Source organism: Stenotrophomonas sp. YJH_SMC_53 (assembly GCF_059369995.1).
Genome location: NZ_JCAFTF010000007.1, coordinates 133,113 through 154,008, shown reverse-complemented (window position 1 = coordinate 154,008; position 20,896 = coordinate 133,113). Strand labels below are relative to the sequence as shown.

21 protein-coding genes are annotated in these 20,896 nt (G+C 67.7%); 9 read left to right on the top strand and 12 right to left on the bottom strand.

From position 1 onward, the window contains the following. Positions 1 to 12 precede the first annotated feature (12 nt). A complete protein-coding gene (locus AC5P7X_RS13050) occupies positions 13 to 876 on the top strand; it encodes a TolB family protein (protein WP_495214949.1) in 864 nt (287 codons plus the stop codon). Between the two features lie 87 nt (positions 877 to 963). Here AC5P7X_RS13050 and AC5P7X_RS13045 read toward each other — a convergent pair whose 3' ends face one another. From AC5P7X_RS13045 to AC5P7X_RS13030, 4 genes are all read right to left on the bottom strand, one after another. Continuing rightward, positions 964 to 1,233, bottom strand: coding sequence for a hypothetical protein (locus tag AC5P7X_RS13045; protein WP_005420179.1), 270 nt, complete (start codon positions 1,231 to 1,233; stop codon positions 964 to 966). Between the two features lie 32 nt (positions 1,234 to 1,265). Further along, on the bottom strand, positions 1,266 to 2,255 hold the full coding sequence (gene hemB / locus AC5P7X_RS13040; protein ID WP_005420181.1) for a porphobilinogen synthase: 990 nt from the start codon (positions 2,253 to 2,255) through the stop codon (positions 1,266 to 1,268). A 19-nt stretch (positions 2,256 to 2,274) separates the two neighbouring features. Continuing rightward, positions 2,275 to 3,192, bottom strand: coding sequence for a bestrophin family protein (locus AC5P7X_RS13035; RefSeq protein ID WP_053496796.1), 918 nt, complete (start codon positions 3,190 to 3,192; stop codon positions 2,275 to 2,277). A gap of 123 nt (positions 3,193 to 3,315) precedes the next feature. Further along, complete coding sequence (locus AC5P7X_RS13030) at positions 3,316 to 3,564, bottom strand: hypothetical protein (protein WP_005420185.1); 249 nt, start codon at positions 3,562 to 3,564, stop codon at positions 3,316 to 3,318. A gap of 186 nt (positions 3,565 to 3,750) precedes the next feature. Between AC5P7X_RS13030 and AC5P7X_RS13025 the strand changes: the two genes are divergently transcribed. Continuing rightward, positions 3,751 to 4,215: a hypothetical protein gene (locus AC5P7X_RS13025; protein ID WP_049439393.1), complete on the top strand. Its 465-nt coding sequence runs from the start codon at positions 3,751 to 3,753 to the stop codon at positions 4,213 to 4,215. Positions 4,216 to 4,299: 84 nt separating this feature from the next. Here AC5P7X_RS13025 and AC5P7X_RS13020 read toward each other — a convergent pair whose 3' ends face one another. From AC5P7X_RS13020 to AC5P7X_RS13005, 4 genes are all read right to left on the bottom strand, one after another. Further along, on the bottom strand, positions 4,300 to 6,102 hold the full coding sequence (locus AC5P7X_RS13020; protein WP_346607859.1) for a DUF885 domain-containing protein: 1,803 nt from the start codon (positions 6,100 to 6,102) through the stop codon (positions 4,300 to 4,302). Between the two features lie 67 nt (positions 6,103 to 6,169). Next, a complete protein-coding gene (locus AC5P7X_RS13015; RefSeq protein ID WP_053496794.1) occupies positions 6,170 to 6,685 on the bottom strand; it encodes a cytochrome c oxidase assembly factor Coa1 family protein in 516 nt (171 codons plus the stop codon). Between the two features lie 25 nt (positions 6,686 to 6,710). Then, on the bottom strand, positions 6,711 to 8,936 hold the full coding sequence (locus tag AC5P7X_RS13010; protein WP_053496793.1) for a S9 family peptidase: 2,226 nt from the start codon (positions 8,934 to 8,936) through the stop codon (positions 6,711 to 6,713). A gap of 157 nt (positions 8,937 to 9,093) precedes the next feature. After that, positions 9,094 to 9,783, bottom strand: coding sequence for a glutathione binding-like protein (locus AC5P7X_RS13005; RefSeq protein WP_053496792.1), 690 nt, complete (start codon positions 9,781 to 9,783; stop codon positions 9,094 to 9,096). 112 nt (positions 9,784 to 9,895) lie between these two features. Here AC5P7X_RS13005 and AC5P7X_RS13000 point away from each other — a divergent pair, with 112 nt between their 5' ends. After that, entirely contained in the window at positions 9,896 to 10,516 is a 621-nt protein-coding gene (locus tag AC5P7X_RS13000) for a TIGR00645 family protein (protein ID WP_053496791.1), read from the top strand. 200 nt (positions 10,517 to 10,716) lie between these two features. Further along, a complete protein-coding gene (locus AC5P7X_RS12995; protein ID WP_372484833.1) occupies positions 10,717 to 11,730 on the top strand; it encodes an energy transducer TonB in 1,014 nt (337 codons plus the stop codon). An 82-nt stretch (positions 11,731 to 11,812) separates the two neighbouring features. On the opposite strand, the gene AC5P7X_RS12990 is transcribed toward AC5P7X_RS12995, so the two are convergent. Next, complete coding sequence (locus AC5P7X_RS12990) at positions 11,813 to 12,067, bottom strand: hypothetical protein (protein ID WP_495214948.1); 255 nt, start codon at positions 12,065 to 12,067, stop codon at positions 11,813 to 11,815. 78 nt (positions 12,068 to 12,145) lie between these two features. Here AC5P7X_RS12990 and AC5P7X_RS12985 point away from each other — a divergent pair, with 78 nt between their 5' ends. Together AC5P7X_RS12985 and AC5P7X_RS12980 are read left to right on the top strand one after the other, a co-directional pair. After that, complete coding sequence (locus AC5P7X_RS12985) at positions 12,146 to 12,943, top strand: AraC family transcriptional regulator (protein ID WP_495214946.1); 798 nt, start codon at positions 12,146 to 12,148, stop codon at positions 12,941 to 12,943. 99 nt (positions 12,944 to 13,042) lie between these two features. Beyond that, entirely contained in the window at positions 13,043 to 13,753 is a 711-nt protein-coding gene (locus AC5P7X_RS12980) for a transposase (protein ID WP_070489867.1), read from the top strand. 21 nt (positions 13,754 to 13,774) lie between these two features. Here the strand turns inward: AC5P7X_RS12980 and AC5P7X_RS12975 are convergent, their stop codons facing one another. From AC5P7X_RS12975 to AC5P7X_RS12965, 3 genes are read right to left on the bottom strand one after another with little or no spacing between them, the layout of a single operon-like run. Next, positions 13,775 to 14,959, bottom strand: a complete 1,185-nt coding sequence (locus AC5P7X_RS12975; RefSeq protein ID WP_053496786.1) for an ABC transporter permease — start codon at positions 14,957 to 14,959, stop codon at positions 13,775 to 13,777. After that, on the bottom strand, positions 14,956 to 15,702 hold the full coding sequence (locus AC5P7X_RS12970) for an ABC transporter ATP-binding protein (protein ID WP_053496785.1): 747 nt from the start codon (positions 15,700 to 15,702) through the stop codon (positions 14,956 to 14,958). The genes AC5P7X_RS12975 and AC5P7X_RS12970 overlap by 4 nt, the downstream gene beginning before the upstream one ends. Further along, positions 15,699 to 17,225 carry an alpha/beta hydrolase gene (locus AC5P7X_RS12965; protein WP_053496784.1) on the bottom strand — a complete coding sequence of 509 codons (1,527 nt, stop codon included), beginning with the start codon at positions 17,223 to 17,225 and terminating at the stop codon, positions 15,699 to 15,701. The genes AC5P7X_RS12970 and AC5P7X_RS12965 overlap by 4 nt, the downstream gene beginning before the upstream one ends. Before the next feature lie 296 nt (positions 17,226 to 17,521). Between AC5P7X_RS12965 and AC5P7X_RS12960 the strand changes: the two genes are divergently transcribed. The 3 genes from AC5P7X_RS12960 (at position 17,522) to AC5P7X_RS12950 (ending at position 20,755) form a co-directional block, all read left to right on the top strand. Continuing rightward, complete coding sequence (locus tag AC5P7X_RS12960) at positions 17,522 to 18,007, top strand: DUF1203 domain-containing protein (RefSeq protein WP_495214944.1); 486 nt, start codon at positions 17,522 to 17,524, stop codon at positions 18,005 to 18,007. A gap of 233 nt (positions 18,008 to 18,240) precedes the next feature. Then, entirely contained in the window at positions 18,241 to 19,410 is a 1,170-nt protein-coding gene (locus tag AC5P7X_RS12955) for a lytic polysaccharide monooxygenase (protein WP_171957698.1), read from the top strand. 175 nt (positions 19,411 to 19,585) lie between these two features. Next, positions 19,586 to 20,755, top strand: coding sequence for a lytic polysaccharide monooxygenase (locus AC5P7X_RS12950; RefSeq protein WP_053496781.1), 1,170 nt, complete (start codon positions 19,586 to 19,588; stop codon positions 20,753 to 20,755). Positions 20,756 to 20,896 lie beyond the last annotated feature (141 nt).

The following is a 20,896-nucleotide window of genomic DNA, read 5'->3' as shown; positions in this document are numbered from 1 at the left end:
GCATGGAACCGGATGATGCGCATCACCCCGCCCCTGCTGGTGCTTGCCGCCAGTCTACTCTCTGCCCCCGTGGCGATGGCGTTGAACGAGTACGGCATCGAAGGCATGGGCGTGGTCTCGACCCGCGCCGACGAGGGCCGCGCCACGATCAGCGCCGATGGCCAGCGCATCGTTTTCGCCCGCCGCGACGAAGCCGGCTGGGGCCTCTGGGAGGCACGCGTGGTCGACGGTCGTTGGCAGCAGGCACAGGCACTGCCGGTCGGCGTGGCCGGTGAAGCCCGTGATCCCTACTTCAGCCGTGATGGCCGCTGGCTGCTGTTCGCGGCCGGCCGCGAGGGCGCGCTGGCGCTGTACCGCGCTGCGCTGGCCACCGATGGCCGGCTGGGCCCAGCGCAGCCGCTGGGCGGTGACGGCGGGCGCCGGGAAGAGCCCGGACCGGCCCTGAGCGCGGATGGCAAGCAGCTGTTGTTTGCCCGCCAGCAGGGCCATGGCGCCGGCTGGGACCTGTTCGTAGCGACGCTGGATGCGCAGGGCCTGCGTGGCCCGGCCACCGCACTGAGCGCGCTGAACAGCGCCGACGACGAGACCGACGGCGACTGGCTGGGCCATGACGGCGCCGTGGTGTTCAGCCGCGGCCACGGCAGTACCGCGCAGGTCTGGAGCAGCGGCTGTGCGTGGAGCGGTGTGGCGCTGCAGCCGCTGGGACTATCGTTCAACCAGGCCGGCGGCTGGACCGGCGCGCCGGTGATCGACAACGCCAGGCCCGGCGAGATGATGGTGGCCAGCAGCGCGGCAAAGGCGCCGCGCGCCGGTGGCGTGGACGTGTACCGGTTGGCGGTGCCTAGGGTGGCGGCGGTGGCCGGGTGCGTGCGGTAGATCCACGCCGCGCGTGGATGATCGTTTGGTAGATGCCAACCTTGGTTGGCATGCGGGAAAGTGCCAACCAAGGTTGGCACCCACCCGTCAGCGCGACAGCACCTTGGCGCGCAACTGCTCGTACTCCATCTCGCTCAGCTGGCCGTTGTCCTTGCGCTGGTTCAACGCAGCCAGCTCGGCCTGCACGCTGTCCGGCAGGGCCTGCTCACGGGCTACGTGGCGGGCGGCGGAAAGCTGCTCCGGCGGGCGCTTGCCCGCCCGCCAGGCGGCGATGAAGACACCGACGATGATGGCACCGAACACCAGGACACCGGTGCCCCAGATCAGCCATTGCATCCATCCCAGTTCGGGTCCCATCGCGCAGTCCTCCGTCTATCGTGGCGCTATTGTCAGCGCTCGCGCAGCCATCGCGCCACCTGCGGCGCGAAATAGGTCAGCACGCCATCGGCACCGGCCCGCTTGAAGCCCAGCAGCGACTCCAGCACGCAGGCACGCTCGTCCAGCCAGCCGTTGGCGAAGGCGGCCTTCATCATCGCGTACTCGCCACTGACCTGATAGGCGAAGGTCGGCACGCCGAACGTGTCCTTCACCCGGCGCACCAGGTCCAGGTACGGCATGCCCGGCTTGACCATCACCATGTCGGCGCCCTCTTCCAGGTCCAGCGCGATCTCGCGCAGGGCCTCGTCGCCGTTGGCCGGGTCCATCTGGTAGGTCTTCTTGTCGGCCTTGCCGAGGCTGGCCGCGCTGCCCACCGCATCACGGAACGGGCCGTAGAACGCCGAGGCGTACTTGGCCGAGTAGGCCATGATGCGCACGTTGATGTGGTTGTCGGCATCCAGCGCACGGCGGATCGCGCCAATGCGGCCGTCCATCATGTCCGACGGCGAGACGATGTCCACACCGGCCTCGGCGTGCGACACCGACTGCTTGACCAGCGCTTCGACCGTGATGTCGTTCAGCACATAGCCCTTGTCGTCGATGATGCCGTCCTGGCCGTGGGTGGTGTACGGGTCCAGCGCCACGTCGGTCATCACGCCCAGTTCCGGGAAGCGCGACTTCAGCGCGCGGATCGCACGCTGCGCCAGGCCGTCCTCGGCCCACGCCGCCGACGCGTCCAGCGACTTCAGCGACGGGTCGATCACCGGGAACAGGTCGATCACCGGAATGCCCAGTTCCAGCGCTTCTTCGGCCACCTTCAGCAGCTCTTCGATCGACAGCCGCTCCACGCCCGGCATCGACGGCACTGCGGTGCGGCCCGCCAGTTCGTGCACGAACACCGGGTAGATCAGGTCGTCGGTGGTCAGCGTGTTCTCGCGCATCAGGCGGCGCGAGAACTCGTCGTGGCGCATGCGGCGCGGGCGGTAAAGCGGATGGGACATGGCAGGCTCCGAGGAGTGGCTATTGCAACAGGTAACCCTGCGGCAGCAGGGGTTCGGGCAAGGGGCGTTCGCCGAGCGCGTCGAGCTGGTCGATCTCGATCGTGCGCACCAGCGCGTCCAGCGGCAGGTCGTTCGGCTCCAGGCCGAACGGGTCTTCCATTTCTTCGCCCAGCTGGTCCAGGCCGAAGAAGGCATAGGCCAGCACCGCCGACAGCACCGGCGTGCCCCAGCCCAGCGAACTGGCCAGGCCGAACGGCAGCAGCACGCAGAACATCCACGCGCAGCGATGCAGCAGCAGGGTGTAGGCGAACGGCAGCGGCGTGGTGAGGATGCGCTCGCAGCCGGCCTGGATCGACGACATCGCGTGCAGGCGGTCTTCCAGCTGGGCGTAGAGGATCGGGTCGAGGTCACCGGAACGCAGCGCCTGGGCCAGCTCGGCGGCGATCATCGACAGCAATGCATCGGGCACGTTCTCGCGCTGCCCAAGTTGTTCGCGCTGGCGCTTGTCCAGCCACGGCAGGGCCATCAGCGCCACGATGCGCCCGCGCAGGCGACCGGCCAGGGCATGGGCGAAGGCGGTGGTGAGGTACGCGATGCGGCGACGGCGGCCGCCGTCATCGGCCAGCAGCAGGTGCACCTGGCGGGCCAGCGAACGTGATTCGTAGACCAGCTGGCCCCACAGCTTGCGGCCTTCCCACCAGCGGTCATAGCAGGCGCTGTTGCGGAAGCTGAGGAAGATCGACAGGACCAGGCCGAGCAGGGTGAACGGCGTGACCGACACGCGTTCGATGCCGGTCGGCGGGGCCAGCTCCACCACGGCCGCCACGGCAATGGACAGGATCAGGATGGCCAGCACCTTCGGCGCGATCGCTTTGACGATCGAGCCGCGCAGGATGTACAGCAGTTGCCAGCCGTGGGGACGGGGTCGGATGATCATCGGGCAGCCGCGCCAGGCGCGGAATCACAGGCACGCGGGGGGCTCGCGCAGCCGCTCATTGTACGCCCCTGCCCGGCCAGCAGCCGTGTACCTGCGACGCCCTGTCGCACCCGGCGGCGGGATTCAGATCACACCGCCGCCCAGGCCCAGGCGCAGGATGCCGACCACCACCACGATGCCATTCAGCACCAGCCCGGCCCAGGCCCGACCGCGCTTGGTCGGGTGGGTAAACAGGATGCCCAGCGCGGCGATCACCGCGCCGACGGCGGCGAACGGGATCAGGAACCAGTTGCCCCAGCCAAGCAGCGGAATCAGCGCCAGGATCATCCACAACAGCGCCAATACGCCCCACAAAAGACTGATCACGCCCATTCCGCTCTCCCGCAGTTGGTTCCTGTCTGTCCACCATAGTCGTTCACGCGGTCGCCGCCTACTGCCGTTGGCGGGGCTGTCACCCGACGCGTGCTAGCGTGCTGCCGTGGGTGCCCGGGCCCGGGTGTTGGCGCCGATTCAGAGTGGCCCACCGAAGATCGCAACCAGTCCTACAGGGGTCGTGCCATGAACATCCGTTGGGCCGCGCTGGCGGCCATCCTGCTGGTCGCCGCCGGTTGTGCCAGCACCTCCAAGGTCATGCTGGGGCGCGCCCGCGCGCCGATCGATCCGGCACTGGTGCAGATCTATTCCACGCCACCGGCCGGCTCGCAGGAAATCGCGCAGCTGGAATCGGCATCTGCCGTGGGCTTCGGCACGCAGGGCCAGACCGATGCCGCGGTGGCACGCCTGAAGCGTGAAGCGGCGGCACTGGGCGCCAATGGCGTGGTGCTGATGGGCGTGGGCAGCAGCGGCTCACCGGTGGGCATGTCGGTGGGCGCCGGCACCTTCGGCTCGCATGTGGGCGGTGGCGTCGGCATCGGTATTCCGACCACGCAGAAGCGCGCCGCCGGCGTGGCGATCTGGGTACCGAACCCGGAACCGCCGGCACGGTTGCCGACCCAGGTGATCACCCCGCAGCCGCAGCGGTGATGCGATTGCATCACCGCTGGTAGCGCCGGGCCATGCCCGGCGGCTTTTCCGCTGCGCTCGCCGGGCATGGCCCGGCGCTACCACTTACTTCTGCTTGTACTTCGGCACGAATACCTTGTTCACCGCGTCGGCCAGCTGGTCCGGCGGCAGCAGGCCCTGGTCGAGCAGGAAGTTGTTGAACGCCAGGCGGTCGAACTTCGCGCCCAGTGCCAGCTCGGTCTGCATGCGCAGTTCGAGGATGCGGGTGTAGCCATAGAAGTAGCTGCCCGCCTGGCCCGGCATACGCACCATGTAACGGTCCAGTTCCTGGGTGGCCATCGCCTTGGACAGGCCGACCTGCTCCATCAGCACACGTTCGCCGTTGGCGCGGTCGGTCAGGCCGAGGTTGAGCATCGGGTCAAGCATTGCGCGTGCGGCCCGCAGCAGGCGGAACTGCAGGGCGATCATCTGCCCGTCCAGCGGCTCGTACGGCACCATCTCGGCCTCGGCATACAGCGCCCAGCCTTCAACATTCACCGAATTGAACGCGAACATGGTGCGTGCCAGCGAGACACCACGCTCGACCATCGCGGTGAACTGCAGCTCGTGGCCGGGGCGGCCTTCATGCGCGCTCAGCGTCCATGCCGCCGCACCGAAGTTGAAATCGTCGTATTGTGCGCCCGGGCCCGCCGCCGGGTTGCCCAGCGGCAGCACGAAGGTGCCCTGCTGCCCGGTGTTGTTGACCAGCGGCGCCGGCAGGAAATGCGGGGCCGGGCTGGCCGCGCTCTCGGCGGCCGAACCCAGGCGCATCTGCATGGCGCGCTTGGGCACGTCGACGATGGCATGCTCGCGGATCAGCGGATCGATTGCATCGATCACCTTGCGGTAGTGCCCTTCCAGATGGTCGTCGGCGATCTTGTCGGCCTTCAGCGCGCGGATCACCGCCACCGGGTCACTCGGGTCGGCCACCTTCAGGCCCTTGTCCTTCACCACCAGCGGCGCCAGCTGCTGCATCGCCGAGCGGGTTTCCATGAACTCCAGCTGCGCGCGCTGCATCAGCAGCTTCGGATCGATATCGATACCGACCTGCTTGAGCTGGTAGGCGTACAGCGGCGCCGGCAGGCGCGCATCGGTGCGTGCCTTCGGCAGCACGTCCTTGCGGGTCCAGGCGGCGTAGTCCTTCATCTGCCCGGCCAGGGCCTTCATCGCCTCATCGGCGCCGGCGATCTGGTACTTCTTCAGCAGCGACTCGATGCCGGTGATGTACGTCTCGACATTGTCCAGCGATTGCTGCACTTCGATCTTCGTCGGCTGCAGCAGGCTGCCGTCCTTCAAGCGTTCTTCGTAACGCTGGCGGGCCAGCGTGGTGAACGCGGTGCCACCCGGCTGCAGCCCGGCGTAGGCCTTGAGGCGGTCGATCGCCTTGGCCCGGCGCTCGGCCGGCACCTGGTCGGACAGCAGCAGGTTGAGGCCGCTGAAGATGGTCTGCGGCGCGTCACTCCATGGCAGCAGGTACTTCTCGTTGAGCTCGCTGCCTTCGATGTTCTGGTTGGCGGCGTGGATCATGATCTCCAGGTCCTGGCGGACGTTGGGATCCTGCTCGGTGGCCAGCTTGGCTTTCAGTTCATCGCGGGCCTTGGCCATCGCGGCGCGGTAGCGCTTGCCATTGTCCGCACCGAGGTCGGCCACCTTGTCGTCATAGCCGGGCACGCCGAAGAAGCCGGTTTCTTCCGGCTGGAACGGGCCCTGCGCATCAAGCAGGATCTGCGCCAGTGCGTTGCTGCGGGCCACCCAGGCCGGGCTGGCCGGAGTAGCGGCCTTGGCGGCGGGTGCCGCCAGCGCCGGCGGTGCGGACATCAGCGGGGCGGCAGTCAGGGCCAGGGCAACGGCCAACGCGATCGGCTTCATGGTGCACTCCAGGACAGGGTTGCCCGCACCCTACGCGCTTAGCGCTGTGGCGACAATCGGCCGGAGGTCACAACGCCGCGGCCAGCGGGCATTCGCCGCGTTCGCGGCAGGCCTGCAGCTCGCATTCCTGCGCGGCCTCATCATCATCCAGCGCGGTCAGGTCGAACGTCTGCTTGTTCTCGCCCAGCACATACATCACCGGATAGTCCCAGACGTCGTCGCTGCGGGTGCCCTTCACGAACAGCCGGCCGTGCGCGCGCGGGCCTTCCAGGGCCACGGTCAGGCCGACGTCACGCTGGCCGTTGATCGCGGTCTGCATGCTGCCCAGCGGCATCGACTCGGCACGCAGCGGCTCGCCGAAGGCTTCCACCAGTTCGATGCTGCATCCAGCGCGGCGCATCGCTTCGCGCATCGGCGGGCTCTCGCGTGCGGCCTCGCTCCAGCGCAGCACGCTCCAGGCCACCACGCCACCGGCACCGGCCAACACCAGCAGCACGGCCAGCGGCATCGCCCAGCGCCAGTGACGGGACCACCAGCCGGCAGGCTTCGCGCCATGGGTGGGAATCGGCGGCGGCAGTGTCATCGGCGGGCTCCTTCCCGTTTGTGCATCAGGGCTTCAGGCAGCGTCCCAGGAAGGCTTCGGCCACACGGTAGCGATGCAGGGCATCGGCGCCGGACAGGCCATGCTTGGCACCCGGATAGGTCATCAGCTCGAACGGCTGGCCGCGCTTCTGCAGCGCGCTCATCAGGCTGGTCGAGTTGGTGAACAGCACGTTGTCATCGGCCATGCCGTGGATCAGCAGCAACGGCGAACGCAGGCCTTCGATATGGGTCAGCACGCGCGCTTCGCGGTACCCCGCTTCGTTGCGCGCCGGCAGGTCCATGTAGCGTTCGGTGTAGTGGCTGTCATACAGGCCCCAATCGGTGACCGGTGCGCCGGCCACGCCACAGGCGTACTGGTTCGATGCCTTGGCCAGCAGCATCAGGGTCATGTAACCGCCGTTGGACCAGCCCTGCACGCCGATGCGCGCCGGGTCCACCCACGGCTGCTGCTTCAGCCAGGCCACGCCGCGCAGCTGGTCGGTCACTTCCACCGTGCCCTGCTTCCCGTACAGCGCACCACCGAAGTCGCGGCCACGGCGCGGAGTGCCGCGGTTGTCCAGCGAGAACACCACGTAGCCCTGCTGGGCCAGGTACTGGTTGAACAGATGGTCGCCGCGGCCGGGCCAGCTGTCGGTGACGGTCTGGCTGGCCGGGCCGCCGTAGACGTACACCGCCACCGGGTAGCGCTTGGACGGATCGAAGCCGGCCGGCTTGATCAGGCTGTAGTTCAACGGGGTCTTGCCGTCGGCAGCCATCAACGTGCCGAACTCGACCGGGCGCTGCGCATCGCGGTAGCGCGCATACGGGTGCTTGGGATCGGTCAGGTCGTTCTCGACCAGCGTGGCGATCTTCTCGCCGTTGGCGCGGAACAGTTCGATCTGCGGCGGCGTGGTACTGTTGGACCAGCTGTCCACGTAGACGCTGGCATTGCGGGCGAAGCTGGCGCTGTGCATGCCCGGCGCCTTCGACAGGCGCTGCGGCTCACCGCCCTGCAGCGACACCGCGTAGATCTGGCTTTCGCGCGAGGTCTCGATGCCAGCACGGAAGTAGGCCTTGCCAGCCTTCTCATCGACCGCCAGCAGTTCGTCCACCGGCCAGTTGCCATGGGTCAGCGCAGTGGCCTTGCCCTTGCCATCGATGCGGTACAGGTGCTGGAAGCCGGTGCGCTCGGACGACCACAGCACGCTGCCATCTTCAAGGAAGCGCAGGCTGTTGTGCAGCGGCACCCAGGTCGGGCTGGTCTCGTGGGCGAGCACGCGCTGGCGGTTGGAATCGAGCGCCACTTCGACCAGGTCCAGCTGCTTCTGGTCACGCGACTGGCGCTGGAAACTCAGGTGCTGCGCATCGCGCCAATCGACGCGGGCCAGGTAGATGTCCTGTTCCTTGCCCAGGTCGATCCAGCGCGGCTGCGCATCGGCGGCCGGTGCGATCACGCCCAGCTGCACGCGCACGTTGGCGTCGCCGGCGGCCGGGTAACGCTGTTCGATCACATCGGTGCGGTCGGCGTAGACCTCGTAGCGCTTCTGCACCGGCACCGGCGCCTCGTCGATGCGGGCGAAGGCGATGGCCGAATCATCCGGCGCCCACCAGTAACCGGTGTGGCGATCCATTTCCTCATCGGCGACGAACTCGGCCACGCCGTTGCCGATGGTGGTGCTGCCGTCGCGGGTCAGCTGCAGCTGCTTGCCACTGGCCAGGTCGATCACCCACAGGTTGCGGCCGCGGATGAAGCTGACGAAGCCGCCCTGGGGCGACAGCTTGGCGTCGGTGGCGAAGCCTTCACCGTGGGTCAGCTGGCGCACGGCCGCCTGGCCATGCTGCTTGAGGTCGTACAGGTAGAGTTCGCCGCCCAACGGGAACAGCAGGCGCTGCGCGTCCGGCGACCACTGGTAATCAACGATGCCGGTCATCGCGGCGATGCGCTGGCGCTCGCGTCGGGCCTTTTCCTCATCGCTGAGGGTCTCGGTGCCGGGCAGCACGACCTTGGAATCAACCAGCAGGCGGGTCTGGCCGCTGCCGATGTCGTAGGTCCACAGGTCCAGCTGGTTGCGGTCGCTGTCCTTGCCGCGCAGGAAGCTGACCTGCGAACCGTCCGGCGCCACCTTGGGCTTCATCAGGGTCGGGCCGGACAACGGCAGGGGGCCGGTGATGGCTTCCAGGGTCAGCTTTTCGGCGTGGGCGGCGGTACTGGTGGCGAGCATGAGGGCAAGCGAAGCGAACAGGTGGCGCATGGAGGATCCCGGCAAACGGCAGGTCCGCCTCCACGCGGGGCGCGGGACGGTCGTCCCCCATCCTAACCAAGCCCGTGCGGGAAGGCAGCATGACCTTCTGCCCATAAGGAGTGCCGGTAAGGAGTGCCGACCAACGGTCGGCACCCACCGAACTGAGTCAGCGCTGGCCGAACAGATGCTTGCGCTCTTCGTCGCTGAGCGGCTTGCCGGCGTTCGGGTTCACCTGCTGGCGCAGCGCATAGGCGCGCTGGGTGGCCGGGCGCGCGGCGATGGTCTCGTGCCAGCGCTTGAGGTTCGGGAACGCGGCGAAGTCCACCGGCAGCTTGTCGTAGGCGCCGATCCACGGGTAGCTGGCCATGTCGGCGATGGTGTACGCGTCGCCGGCCAGGAAGGCGTGCTGGGCCAGGCGCTTGTCCATCACCCCATGCAGGCGGCGCACCTCGTTGTCATAGCGCTCGATCGCATACGGGATCTTTTCCGGGGCATACACATTGAAATGCCCCATCTGGCCACTCATCGGACCCAGGCCCGCCATCTGCCAGAACAGCCACTCCAGGGTGGTGATGCGGCCGCGCGGGTCGCTGGGCAGGAAGCGGCCGGTCTTCTCGGCCAGGTACAGCAGGATCGCGCCGGACTCGAACACGCTCTGCGGGGCGCCGCCATCGACCGGGGCGTGGTCGACGATGGCCGGCATCTTGTTGTTGGGCGAAATGGCGAGGAATTCCGGCTTGAACTGGTCGCCCGAGCCGATGTTGACCGGGTGGATGCGGTACTCCAGGCCGGCTTCCTCCAACAGCAGGGTCACTTTATGGCCGTTCGGGGTGGGCCAGTAATACAGGTCGATCATGGCGTCGGCTCGGGGTGCGGAAAGGAACCTGAAGTCTAGTGCGTGAGTTGGGTTGGCACCGTCATGGCGGGCCGGTAACCTCGCCTCTCCCCCGAAACGCAGCATCCCCCGCATGAGTGCAAACCGCCCGCCGCTCTCCCCGTTGTCCACGCTGATCTTCGCCTCGCGCTGGCTGCAGCTGCCGCTGTACCTGGGCCTGATCGTGGCGCAGTGCGTCTACGTGTTCCTGTTCGGCAAGGAACTGTGGCACCTGATCTCGCATTCGGTGTCGATGGGCGAGCAGCAGATCATGCTGATCGTGCTGGGCCTGATCGACGTGGTGATGATCTCCAACCTGCTGGTGATGGTGATCGTCGGCGGCTATGAGACCTTCGTCTCGCGCCTGCGCCTGGAAGGCCACCCGGACCAGCCGGAATGGCTGAGCCACGTCAATGCCAGCGTGCTGAAAGTGAAGCTGGCGATGGCGATCATCGGCATCTCCTCGATCCACCTGCTGAAGACCTTCATCGCAACCGGCGCGCTGGGTGGCATCCCGCTGTGCCCGCCCGAGCGAATGGCGTCCGCAGCTGCCAACATTGGTGAGCAGACCTGCTCGACTCTCACTGCCAACGGCGTGCTGTGGCAGACCATCATCCACTGCGTGTTCATCCTGTCGGCGATCGGCATCGCCTGGACCGACAAGCTGATGTCCAACGGCCACAGCAAGTCGCACGACAAGGCGCACGACCACTGAGGTCGGCGCCGGCAACGGCACGGCCGCCGTTGCTCATCCCGGCCACGGCCCTTGTACGCGGCGGTGGCCGGGATGCTAGATTGCACCCTCGCCGTTGCCGGCGGTGGCGTCGGGAAACGTCACCCTGCCGCGCCCGGACCGCTGGTCCCGGCCATGCATATCAATGATTTACGTCACGTCGTCTTCTAGAGGGGAGCAGGATGTCGCACGTCTCAACGATCACCGCCGCGCGCCGGTGGCTGCCGGTTGCCCTGGCACTGGCACTGGCTGCCTGCTCGGGCAAGGAGGAAACCGCCGCACCGGCCCCGGCCGCCGCACCCACCGCCGCTTCACCGGCCGCACCGGTGGTCGCCGCCAAGGTGCAGTCGATGGGCACCGAGCAGCTGCGTGAGTCGGCCAGCCAGGCCCTGCGCGAGAACCGCATGTACGCGCCGGCTGGCGACAACGCCATCGAGTACTACCTCGCCCTGCGCGACAAGACGCCGGACGACGCCTCGGTGAAGAGCGCGCTGACCGACCTGCTGCCCTACACCCTGATCGCCGCCGAACAGCACCTGGGCCGCGAGGACTACACCGAAGCGCAGCGCCTGGTGGCACTGATCGAGAAGGTGGACGCCTCTGCGCCGGCGTTGCCGCGCCTGAAGGACGGCCTGGCCAAGGGCGTGCAGAACGCGGCCAAGCGCACCGAGGCCGAAGCCGAGAAGGCGAAGAAGGACGCCGAGGACCGCAGCAAGCAGCAGACCGAACAGCAGCGCCTGGCCGAGCAGCGTGCCAAGGAAGCCGACGCAGCCAAGCAGATCGCTGCCCAGCAGGACGCCGCCCGCCGCGACAACGAGCGCCAGGAAGCCGAGCGCCAGGCTGCGGCCCGCCGCGACGCCGAGCAGAAGCAGCAGCAGGCTGCCGCCCAGCAGGCCAGCGCCGCACGCCAGGCCGCAGCACCGGCGGCCGCTGCGGCGCCGAACCTGCGCCCGGTCAGCACCCCGGCGCCGCGCTATCCGTCCGAGGCGCTGCGCGCAGGCACCTCCGGCGAAGTGCTGGTGGAAATCACCGTCGGCACCGACGGTTCGGTGACCAACGCCCGTGTGCTGCGCGCAACGCCATCGCGCGTCTTCGATCGCGAGGCCATGAACGCGGTCAAGCGTTGGCGCTTCGAGCCGGTCAGCGCACCGGTCACCACCCGCCGCACCCTGGTGTTCGCCCCGGGCGGCAGCTGACCACGAAAAGGGGACGGAGGGGATTAAGTCGTTTCCGCCCCGCAATGACGACACGGCCCGGCATGTCCGGGCCGTGTTCGTTTCAGGCGAGGCTGTCGATCAGGCGCTGCAGTGCTGGATCGCGCGCGGCCAGTACCTGGAACAGGCCCAGCGCATGCAGGCCCGGCAGCAGCGCACGCAGGTCGGCTTCGGCGATGGCGCGGGTGGCGTCATCGCTGGCGGGGTCCTGCCAGTCACGGACGCTGGCGAGGAAGGCGCCGACACTGCCCTTGCGCACGGTGAGGCCGTTCACCTGCACCTCGTTCTGATGGTCGGGAAGGATGTCCTGCGGCTGCATGGGTGATGCTCCTGTGGGATCGGGAGCCCAGTGTGCCGCCCAGCCGTTGGCACTTCTGCCGTATAACTGCCATTGGATATGGCAGATCAGACATCACCCACGTTGATTGACCCCGCTTTGGCGAACGCCGAAGGTGGTCCACTCGTCTTGGCCTCGCAGCTGCGGGTGCCCGGACGGCGCCGCACCGCGCGCCACCAGCACGTGCGCGGCCAAGTGCTGGGTGCCCACCACGGCCTGCTGCGGATCGAGGCCGGCGATCTGCACTGGTTGCTGCCGGCGGGGCATGTTGCCTGGATACCGCCCTTGCTGCCTCACGCCCTGGTAGGGGCAGAGGCATTCGATGGCTGGAGCCTGTACTTCAACGCCGAAGCCTGTCTGGAGCTGCCCGCCGTGCCGCGCATTTTCCAGCCGAACGTGCTGTTGCAGGCCGCGATGATGCGCGCACTGAGTTGGCCACATCAGGCGCTGGACGCCGCGCAGGCACGCCTGGCCGGCGTGATCGCCGATGAGATCGCCGCCAGCACGCCTTTGCCGCTTGCCTTGCCACAGCCGCGGGATCGCCGGTTGCGGCGGATCGCGGCGGCGCTGGCACGGTCGCCGGACGACCTTCGCAGCGTCGAAGCGTGGGCAGCCACCAGCGGACTGTCCAGCCGCAGCCTCGCCCGCCATTGGCAGGCCGAAACAGGCATGACCCTGGGCCAGTGGCGGCAGCGCCTGCGCGTGCTGCTGTCGCTGCCACGCCTGCCGGCGGGCGAGCCGGTGATCAGCGTTGCGCTGTCGATGGGCTACGACACCCCAAGCGCGTTCATCACCGTGTTCAAGCGCGAGATGGGGGTGACGCCTGCGCGGTACGCAAAAGGGGACGGAGGGAATTAAGTCGCTTTTGACTCTTCCGACACGGCATCGCGGCGTTGCCTGATGTCCGGCTTCGCGGCCGCAATGACAGGCTGAAACCCCGTCCAGTCTCCAGATCCGATGCCCCGACAAGCGCGCCTGATGCTGCCAGGCCAGGCCTATCACGTGATCCAGCGCGGTGTGAACAAGGGCGCGATCTTCGTCGACGACATCGACCGCCAACTGTTCCTGCATCTGTTGCACAGCGCCTTCCTCAAGCACCACGTCGCACTGCATGCCTATGTTCTGATGGGAAACCACGTTCACCTGTTGGCCACGCCCTCCACACAGCAGGGTCTGGCTGGTGCAATGCGCATGCAGGGCAACAACTACGTACAGGCCTTCAACCAGCGGCACGGGCGCAGTGGACCTCTGTGGCAGGGCCGCTTCCATTCCTCAATGATCGACAGCGATGCGTATCTTCTCAGCGTATACCGCTATATCGAACGCAATCCCGTCCGTGCAGGAATTGCTGTCAGCGCTGAAGATCACCCGTGGTCCAGCGTGCATGGCAACCTTCAACGACGCGATGATCCGATGTTGACGCAACATCCCGCGTTCGAGGCGCTGGCAGCGACCGCTCTGGGAAGGGCGACGTTGTATGCCGAATTCCTGCGCGATGTGAATGCGTCCGCCGACGTACCCGCGATCCGCAACCACAGCGCCAGACAACGCCCGATGGGGAACGATGCGTTCCTGCGGATGGTGAAGCAGACGTTGGGGCGCCCGGTGGAGATGCGCGGACGAGGACGTCCGCGCAAGGAGGGGACGGGAGAGGCAGAAACGACTTAATCCCCTCCGTCCCCTTTTTGGTCAGCCAGAGATCGCCAGGCGCTCGTTGTGGTAGCGGCGCACGGCGGCGAACCACAGCACGGCGGCGAGGCCGAGGCTGGCGCCGAGGTAGATCGCCCAGACCGCCGGGGTGATGATCTCGTGGCGGATCACCTTCAGCAGCATCTGGTTCTGCGACAGGAACGGCACGGCGTACTGCCACAGCTCGCTCTTCAGCGGATAGGCCACCAGTGCATAGCCAGGCAGCATCGGCAGCAGCATCAGCCAGGTCATGTGGCTTTGCGCTTCCTTCATGCTCTTGGCTGCGGCCGACAGGAAGGTCAGCAGCGAGGTGCCGATCAGCAGCATCGGCAACATCACCAGCAGCATCTGCAGCATCGAGCCGACGTTCATGTTGAACTGGCGGCCGATGTTGCCGGGTGCGATCTGCGCGCTCACCTTGAACGCGACCAGGGTCAGCAGCAGCGACACGAAACCGACCACGCAGGCGGCGGCGATCTTGCCGCTGACGATCGCGCTGCGCGAACCCGGCGTGGCCAGCAGGGGTTCCAGCGACTGCCGCTCGCGCTCGCCGGCGGTGGCGTCCATCACCAGGTAGGCACCACCGATGAACGAGGTCAGCGTCAGCAATACCGGCAGCAGCATCGACAGGATCATGCCGCGCTTGGCTTCGGCACTGGCCAGGTCCTGGCGCGCCACGTCCAGCGGGCGTGCCACCTGTGCGTCGATGCCACGCGCCATCAGGCGCAGTGCACCGACCTGGCCGTTGTAGGTGGCCAGCGCCGCCTCCAGGCGCGCACTGGGTACTTCAGCCGCGCGACGCGTGCTGTCCTTGATCACCTCCACCAGCGCCGGCTTGCCCTCGGCCCAGTCCTTGCCGAAATCATCGCTGATGCGCAGCGCCACATCGATGTCCTGGGTGCGGATGGCCTCGGCCAGGTCCTTCGGTGCCGGTGCGGCATTGAGGCCCTGTGCGGCGAGGAAGCGCACCAGGTTCGGCGCGTTCTCGGCGCCGATGGTCGGGATCTGCAACGGCTCTTCGATCTGGGTGCGTACCCGGCTCTCGGCCAGCTTGCCCATGCCCAGCAGCAGCACCGGGTACAGCAGCGGCCCGAACAGCAGGGTCAGCAGCAGCGTGCGGCGGTCACGCGACAGGTCGCGCAGTTCCTTGCGCATCACCGTCATCAGGGTCGACATCATGCTCATGCGTGCAGGCCCTCTTCGCTGCCGATCAGTTTCACGAACGCGTCCTCAAGATTGGCTTCGCCGGCCTGCGCACGCAGCTCGTCGGCGCTGCCGGCAGCCATCACCGTGCCCTTGGCGATGATCACGATGTGGTCACACAACGCGCCCACCTCCTGCATGATGTGGCTGGACAGGATCACGCAGCGCCCCTCTTCGCGCAGGCCCAGCAGGAAGCGGCGCAGCGCGCGCGTGGTCATCACATCCAGGCCGTTGGTCGGTTCGTCGAGGATGACGTTGCGCGGGTCGTGCACCAGCGCGCGGGCAATCGCGGTCTTGGTGCGCTGGCCCTGCGAGAAACCATCGGTCTGCCGGTCGAGGATGTCCCCCATGTCCAGCGCGTGCGACAGCACCTCGATGCGTTCGCGGATGCGCTCGGCCGACAGGCCATGCAGTTCGCCGAAGTAGGCGATGTTCTCGCGCGCGGTCAGGCGCTTGTAGACGCCACGCGCATCGGGCAGCACGCCGAGGTGGCGACGTACCTCCACCGGATTGCGCGCCGCATCGATGCCGTCGACAGTGATGCTGCCCTGGTCGGGCGTCATCAGTGTGTACAGCATGCGCATGGTGGTGGTCTTGCCGGCACCGTTGGGGCCGAGCAGGCCGGTGATCTGCCCATCCCCGGCGCGGAAGCCGACGTTGGCGACCGCCTGGATGCGGCCCGTGCGGGTATCGAAGGCCTTGTGCAGGTTGTCGGCGACGATCATGGTTCCCATCCGTTGAACGAGGTGAACGCCGGCACGTAGCTCAGCGTATCCAGGCAGCCGGCATCCAGCGCCTTGGCATCGGTCTTGTCGATGAACTGGCCGAGCAGCCGCGGCATGCAGCCGGCGGTCAACGTGCCATGGCCCTGGCCACGGGCGACCAGCGCACGGCCGTTGGGCAGGCCCTTGAGCACCTGTGCGGCGTAACGCGGCGGCGTCACCGGGTCCAGCTCACCAGACAGCAGCAGTGCCGGCACGTCGCTGCGCAGCGGCACGGCATCGGTTGCCGGCGCCGGACGATGCGGCCATACCGGGCAGGCCGCGAAGAACGCACTGGCCACTTCGTTGCCGAACAGCCGCTCAGGATCCTCGGCCGGCGCGTGGTAGCGCGGCGCATCCTCGCTGCAGATCACCGACCACTGCATGCCGCGGTTGATCTGGAAATCCATGCTGCGGTTCGCGCCGCGCGCCAGCGATGCCAACGGGGCATAGCGCCCGTGTGCGGCTTCATCCAGCACCAGTGGCAGCAGCGAGGAATACTGCGGCACGTAGGAGAAGGCGAAGGCAAGGCCGACCACGCTGTCCGGGGTCAGGACATCCTGCCGGGGTGCGTTGGTACCCGGGTCGCGATACTCGACCGAGACCGGTGCACGGCGCAGGGTGTCGACCACGCTGCGCAGCTGCGCGCGGGTATCGGTCGGGAAACGCTTGCTGCACGCGGCATCCTTGCGGCACTGCGCCGACTGCAGGGCGATCGCATCCTCGAAGGTGGTCGCGAAGTCGCCACCGACCACCAGCTCGTTCGGTACCACGCCATCGATGACGATGCTGCGGGTGTGCTGCGGATAGGCCCCGGCATAGCGCTGGGCCACGCGGGTACCGTAGGAGCCGCCAACCAGGTTGAGCTGGTCCACACCGAGCGCCGCACGCACCGCATCCAGATCGGCGATCGCCTCGGTGGTGGTGTAGAAGCGCGCATCGGCACGCCCCTGCAGCGATGCGGCGCAGCGCTGGGCGTAATCGCGCAGCGATGCCTCGGAAGGCGCGGCATCCTCGTCCACCTGCAGCGGCTTGCCGTCCGCGCCCAGGCAGCTGAGCGGGTTGGAGCCGCCGGTGCCGCGCTGGTCGATCAGGAACACATCGCGCTGCTTGCGCACCTGGCGCAGTGCAGTATCGACGATGACCGCCACCTCGCTGGCCGCTTGGCCGGGGCCGCCGGCCAGGAAGAACACCGGGTCGGGCTGGCTGGCGCCGCTGCTGCCCGATTCCAGCCAGGCGACACGCAGGCCGATCCGGCGACCGTCAGGCTGGGCCCGGTCCTCCGGCACCTGCAGGGTGGCGCACTGCGCCTCCACGTTGGCGCTGGCACCTTCGGTGGACAGTGTGCAGGGCTGGAAGTCGATCGTGCCGAAGCGGCGGCTGGGTGCATCGCTGGCGCTTCCGGCGTCGGCCGGCGTCGGCTGGCTGCACCCGGCAAGCATCAGGCTGGCCAGCATCCCGGCCAGCGCGAGGTGGTGTCTTTGCATCGTGCTCGTTTCCCCTGGAGGACGTTCCTGTCGACCACGACGGGCTGCCGCGGAAGATGTGACCCAACTTACACGGGCAGCGCGCCGACGGCGATGGGCAATGACGAATCCGCAGCCAACGGCGCGCAGACCAGGCGGTCCCGCCTCTCGGCCTTGGCCGGCACAGGGCGGCATCGGCGGCGGCCCGCAGCGCCCCGTGGGCCAGTGCACCGGCCCGGCGGCGATGCGGGGTCTGAAAACGGCGGGCACGGCCGCCGGCGCACGCGCAGAATCCGCCGCAGACCCAGGAGACGCTCATGCACACGTGGTACCTCGGTGGCATCGACCATCGCCCCTTCCTGCACCTGTTAGAGATGAGTGACAGCGCGCTCGCCGCGCTCGGCATCCAGCGTCGCTGGGCCGGCGCCAACGGCGGCCATCCCTGCCGGATCAGCCTGAGCGATCCCGCGCCTGGCAGCGAGCTGCTCCTGCTGTCCCACGTCCACCTGCCGCTGCATTCACCGTATCGCGCCGCCGGCCCGATCTTCGTGCAGCGCGGCGTGACCCGTTGCGTCCTGCCGCCAGGCGAGGTGCCCCCGTATGTGCAGCGCCGGATGATATCGATGCGTGCCTATGACCACGCCGCGCTGATGTGCGGTGCCCAGGTCTGTGCGGGCACCGAGGTGGCCGACCACCTGGATGCACTGTTTGCCGACCCGTCGGTGGCGTTCGTCCAGCTGCACAATGCGGCGCATGGCTGTTTCTCGTGCCAGGCAGATCGGGTGGGTACCGGGACTGCGTAGCGTGATCTCCATGACGTGATCGATGCCACGCCGGTCACGTGACGTCCAGCGCATCCGTTCAGCCCTGCGTGAAGCCTGCGGGAAGGGCTTCACATGCGCAGTCACGGATCGGCACTGCGAGGGTTCCGTCGCCTGCATCGCGACTCGATACTCGCCGTGGTGCCGCCGGAAGTCCACTGCGCAGCGCAGCGCCTGCGGTCACCGTTCCCCTTCGACGACCACAAGGATGCGCCATGTCATTCCGATCCACACCGCTGCTGCTGGCCACTTCGTGGGCCGCCGCCGGCCTGTTGCTGGCCGGCGATGCGTTCGCCCACGGCACCATGACCACGCCTGTCAGCCGCGTCTACGCCTGTTTCCAGGGCAACCCCGAGAACCCGACCAACCCGGCCTGTGCCGCCGCCAAGGCCATCGGCGGTTCGCAGGCGTTCTACGACTGGAACGGCATCAACCAGGCCAATGCCAACGGCAACCACCAGGCCGTGGTGCCCGACGGCAAGCTGTGCAGCGGCAACAACCCGACCTTCCGCGGCCTGGACGTGAACCGCAGTGACTGGCAGACCACGCCGATCCAGCCCGATGCCAATGGCAGGTTCACCTTCGTGTTCAAGGCGACCGCGCCGCACGCCACCCGTGACTGGCGCTTCTTCGTCACCCGCGAAGGCTGGCAGCCGGGCAGCCCGCTGCGCTGGGCCGACCTGCAGGAGTTCTGCACCCTGGGCAATACACCGCTGTCGGCCGATGGCACTTACAAGCTGCAATGCACGTTGCCGCAGCGCACCGGCCAGCATGTGATCTACAACACCTGGCAGCGCTCGGATTCGACCGAGGCGTTCTATACCTGCATGGATGTGCGCTTCCAGGGCGGCGGCGGAACGGCACCGGCAACGCAGTGGCAGGATGCCGGCCCGGTCACCGCGCGCGGCGAGCTGCCGGTCGGCACCACGTTGGCGCTGCGCGTGTTCAATGCCAACGGCAATGATGTCGAACGCGTGGAAGCCACGCTGGCCAGCGGCCAGACTGCCGCCGCACAGTGGCCGCTGGTGCTGGCACGCAAGGTCAATGCCAGTGCGCAGCACGCACGCGTGGGCGTGCTCAGCAACGGCGTGATCACGCCGGCGGCCTCGGCCACCGACAACCGGGTGTACCTGAAGGACGGCAACCGCTTCCAGCTCGACACCCGGGTGCCTGACGCGGGCACGCCGTCGCCGGGCGGTGATTTCGACCACGTGTACCCCGCAGGCATTGGCAGCTACGTCCCCGGCCAGACCGTGGTAAAGGGCACCGACGGCAAGCTGTACGCCTGCCGCCCATTCCCGGAAGGGGCGTGGTGCAACGTCAATGCCGAGGCATATCGCCCCGGTGTGGGCAGTGCATGGCGCGATGCTTGGGTGCCCTACTGACCCGTTGTAGAAGGCGGTGCGCATCGCGCCGCCTTCTGCCTGGGCCGCAGTGCTTTGAGCAGCGTGCTGCAGATCAGGCACGACAGCCACTGAAATCAAACTTGTCCGATATTGCCGGCCTGTCTGCATGTGAAGACTCGATGGGGTTTCCCATACCTCGCAAAGGAGTCTCTGCATGCACCTGTCCCATCGGGCAGTCCTCGCACTGTCCGTCGTTGCCGGCCTGGCCCTGTCCGGCAGCGCCTTCGCCCACGGCACCATGACCAAGCCGCTCAGCCGCGTGAAGCAGTGCCACGAGGGCAATCCGGAAAACCCGACCAACCCGGCCTGCGCCGCCGCCAAGGCCATCGGCGGTTCGCAGCCGTTCTACGACTGGAGCGCGATTGCCCACGGCAATGCCAACGGTAACCATCGCGAACTGGTGCGCGATGGCGAACTGTGCAGTGCCAGCATTCCCAAGTACCGCGGGCTCGACCTGAACCGCACGGACTGGCCGACCACGCCGATCCGCGCCGACGCCCGTGGCCGTTACACCTTCGAGTTCCGCGCGCCGGCGCCGCACGCCACCCGCGAATGGAAGTTCTACGTCACCCGAGATGGCTGGCAGCCGGGCAGCCCGCTGCGCTGGGCCGACCTGCAGGAATTCTGCACGCTGGGCAACACACCGCTGTCCGAAGGCGGTGTCTACAAGCTGGACTGCCCGCTGCCCAAGCGCAGTGGCCAGCACATCATCTACAACACCTGGCAGCGCTCGGATTCGCAGGAGGCGTTCTATACCTGCATGGACGTGCGCTTCGAAGGCGGCGATGGCGTGGTTCCGCCGCCGCAGTGGCAGGATGCCGGCGCTGTGACCGCCAACGGTGCACTGGACGTGGACAGCACCGTGACGCTGCGTGTGTTCAATGCCAACGGCAATGACCTGGAGCGCGTGGAGACCACGCTGGCGGCCGGCCAGACCGCTCCCGCACAGTGGCCGCTGGCGCTGGCCCGCAAGGTCAATGCCAGTGCGCAGCACGCCCGCGTCGGTGTGATGAAGAACGGCGTGATCACGCCGGTCGCATCGGCCACCGAAAACCGCGTGTACCTGAAGCCGGGCAATCGCTTCCAGCTGGAAACCCAGGTGCCGGGCCCGGTTGATCCGGTCAACCCGCCGGGTGGCGATTTCGACTTCGTGTATCCGGCCGGCCTCGGCAGCTACACGCCGGGCGAGACCGTGGTGAAGGGCACCGACGGCAAGCTGTACGCCTGCCGCCCGTTCCCGGAAGGCGCGTGGTGCAACATCAATGCCGATGCCTATCGCCCGGGCACCGGCTATGCCTGGCGTGATGCCTGGGTCGCGTACTGAACTCGACGGGGGTGGCACTTCGGTGCCACCCCTCCTGCATGACGTTTCTTGCGATGGAGGTCGCATGGAAAAAGGCGATGGGTTCCCAGCCTCGTTTTTTTAGGAACCGTTGAATGGAGGACGCTCTTTGCTGCGTGGAAA

Excerpts from the sequence above, each read along its gene's own strand:
- AC5P7X_RS13050 (WP_495214949.1), top strand. The coding sequence starts at position 13 with ATGATGCGCATCACCCCGCCCCTGCTGGTGCTTGCCGCCAGTCTACTC.
- AC5P7X_RS13045 (WP_005420179.1), bottom strand. The coding sequence starts at position 1,233 with ATGGGACCCGAACTGGGATGGATGCAATGGCTGATCTGGGGCACCGGT.
- hemB (WP_005420181.1), bottom strand. The coding sequence starts at position 2,255 with ATGTCCCATCCGCTTTACCGCCCGCGCCGCATGCGCCACGACGAGTTC.
- AC5P7X_RS13035 (WP_053496796.1), bottom strand. The coding sequence starts at position 3,192 with ATGATCATCCGACCCCGTCCCCACGGCTGGCAACTGCTGTACATCCTG.
- AC5P7X_RS13030 (WP_005420185.1), bottom strand. The coding sequence starts at position 3,564 with ATGGGCGTGATCAGTCTTTTGTGGGGCGTATTGGCGCTGTTGTGGATG.
- AC5P7X_RS13025 (WP_049439393.1), top strand. The coding sequence starts at position 3,751 with ATGAACATCCGTTGGGCCGCGCTGGCGGCCATCCTGCTGGTCGCCGCC.
- AC5P7X_RS13020 (WP_346607859.1), bottom strand. The coding sequence starts at position 6,102 with ATGAAGCCGATCGCGTTGGCCGTTGCCCTGGCCCTGACTGCCGCCCCG.
- AC5P7X_RS13015 (WP_053496794.1), bottom strand. The coding sequence starts at position 6,685 with ATGACACTGCCGCCGCCGATTCCCACCCATGGCGCGAAGCCTGCCGGC.
- AC5P7X_RS13010 (WP_053496793.1), bottom strand. The coding sequence starts at position 8,936 with ATGCGCCACCTGTTCGCTTCGCTTGCCCTCATGCTCGCCACCAGTACC.
- AC5P7X_RS13005 (WP_053496792.1), bottom strand. The coding sequence starts at position 9,783 with ATGATCGACCTGTATTACTGGCCCACCCCGAACGGCCATAAAGTGACC.
- AC5P7X_RS13000 (WP_053496791.1), top strand. The coding sequence starts at position 9,896 with ATGAGTGCAAACCGCCCGCCGCTCTCCCCGTTGTCCACGCTGATCTTC.
- AC5P7X_RS12995 (WP_372484833.1), top strand. The coding sequence starts at position 10,717 with ATGTCGCACGTCTCAACGATCACCGCCGCGCGCCGGTGGCTGCCGGTT.
- AC5P7X_RS12990 (WP_495214948.1), bottom strand. The coding sequence starts at position 12,067 with ATGCAGCCGCAGGACATCCTTCCCGACCATCAGAACGAGGTGCAGGTG.
- AC5P7X_RS12985 (WP_495214946.1), top strand. The coding sequence starts at position 12,146 with ATGGCAGATCAGACATCACCCACGTTGATTGACCCCGCTTTGGCGAAC.
- AC5P7X_RS12980 (WP_070489867.1), top strand. The coding sequence starts at position 13,043 with ATGCCCCGACAAGCGCGCCTGATGCTGCCAGGCCAGGCCTATCACGTG.
- AC5P7X_RS12975 (WP_053496786.1), bottom strand. The coding sequence starts at position 14,959 with ATGAGCATGATGTCGACCCTGATGACGGTGATGCGCAAGGAACTGCGC.
- AC5P7X_RS12970 (WP_053496785.1), bottom strand. The coding sequence starts at position 15,702 with ATGATCGTCGCCGACAACCTGCACAAGGCCTTCGATACCCGCACGGGC.
- AC5P7X_RS12965 (WP_053496784.1), bottom strand. The coding sequence starts at position 17,225 with ATGCAAAGACACCACCTCGCGCTGGCCGGGATGCTGGCCAGCCTGATG.
- AC5P7X_RS12960 (WP_495214944.1), top strand. The coding sequence starts at position 17,522 with ATGCACACGTGGTACCTCGGTGGCATCGACCATCGCCCCTTCCTGCAC.
- AC5P7X_RS12955 (WP_171957698.1), top strand. The coding sequence starts at position 18,241 with ATGTCATTCCGATCCACACCGCTGCTGCTGGCCACTTCGTGGGCCGCC.
- AC5P7X_RS12950 (WP_053496781.1), top strand. The coding sequence starts at position 19,586 with ATGCACCTGTCCCATCGGGCAGTCCTCGCACTGTCCGTCGTTGCCGGC.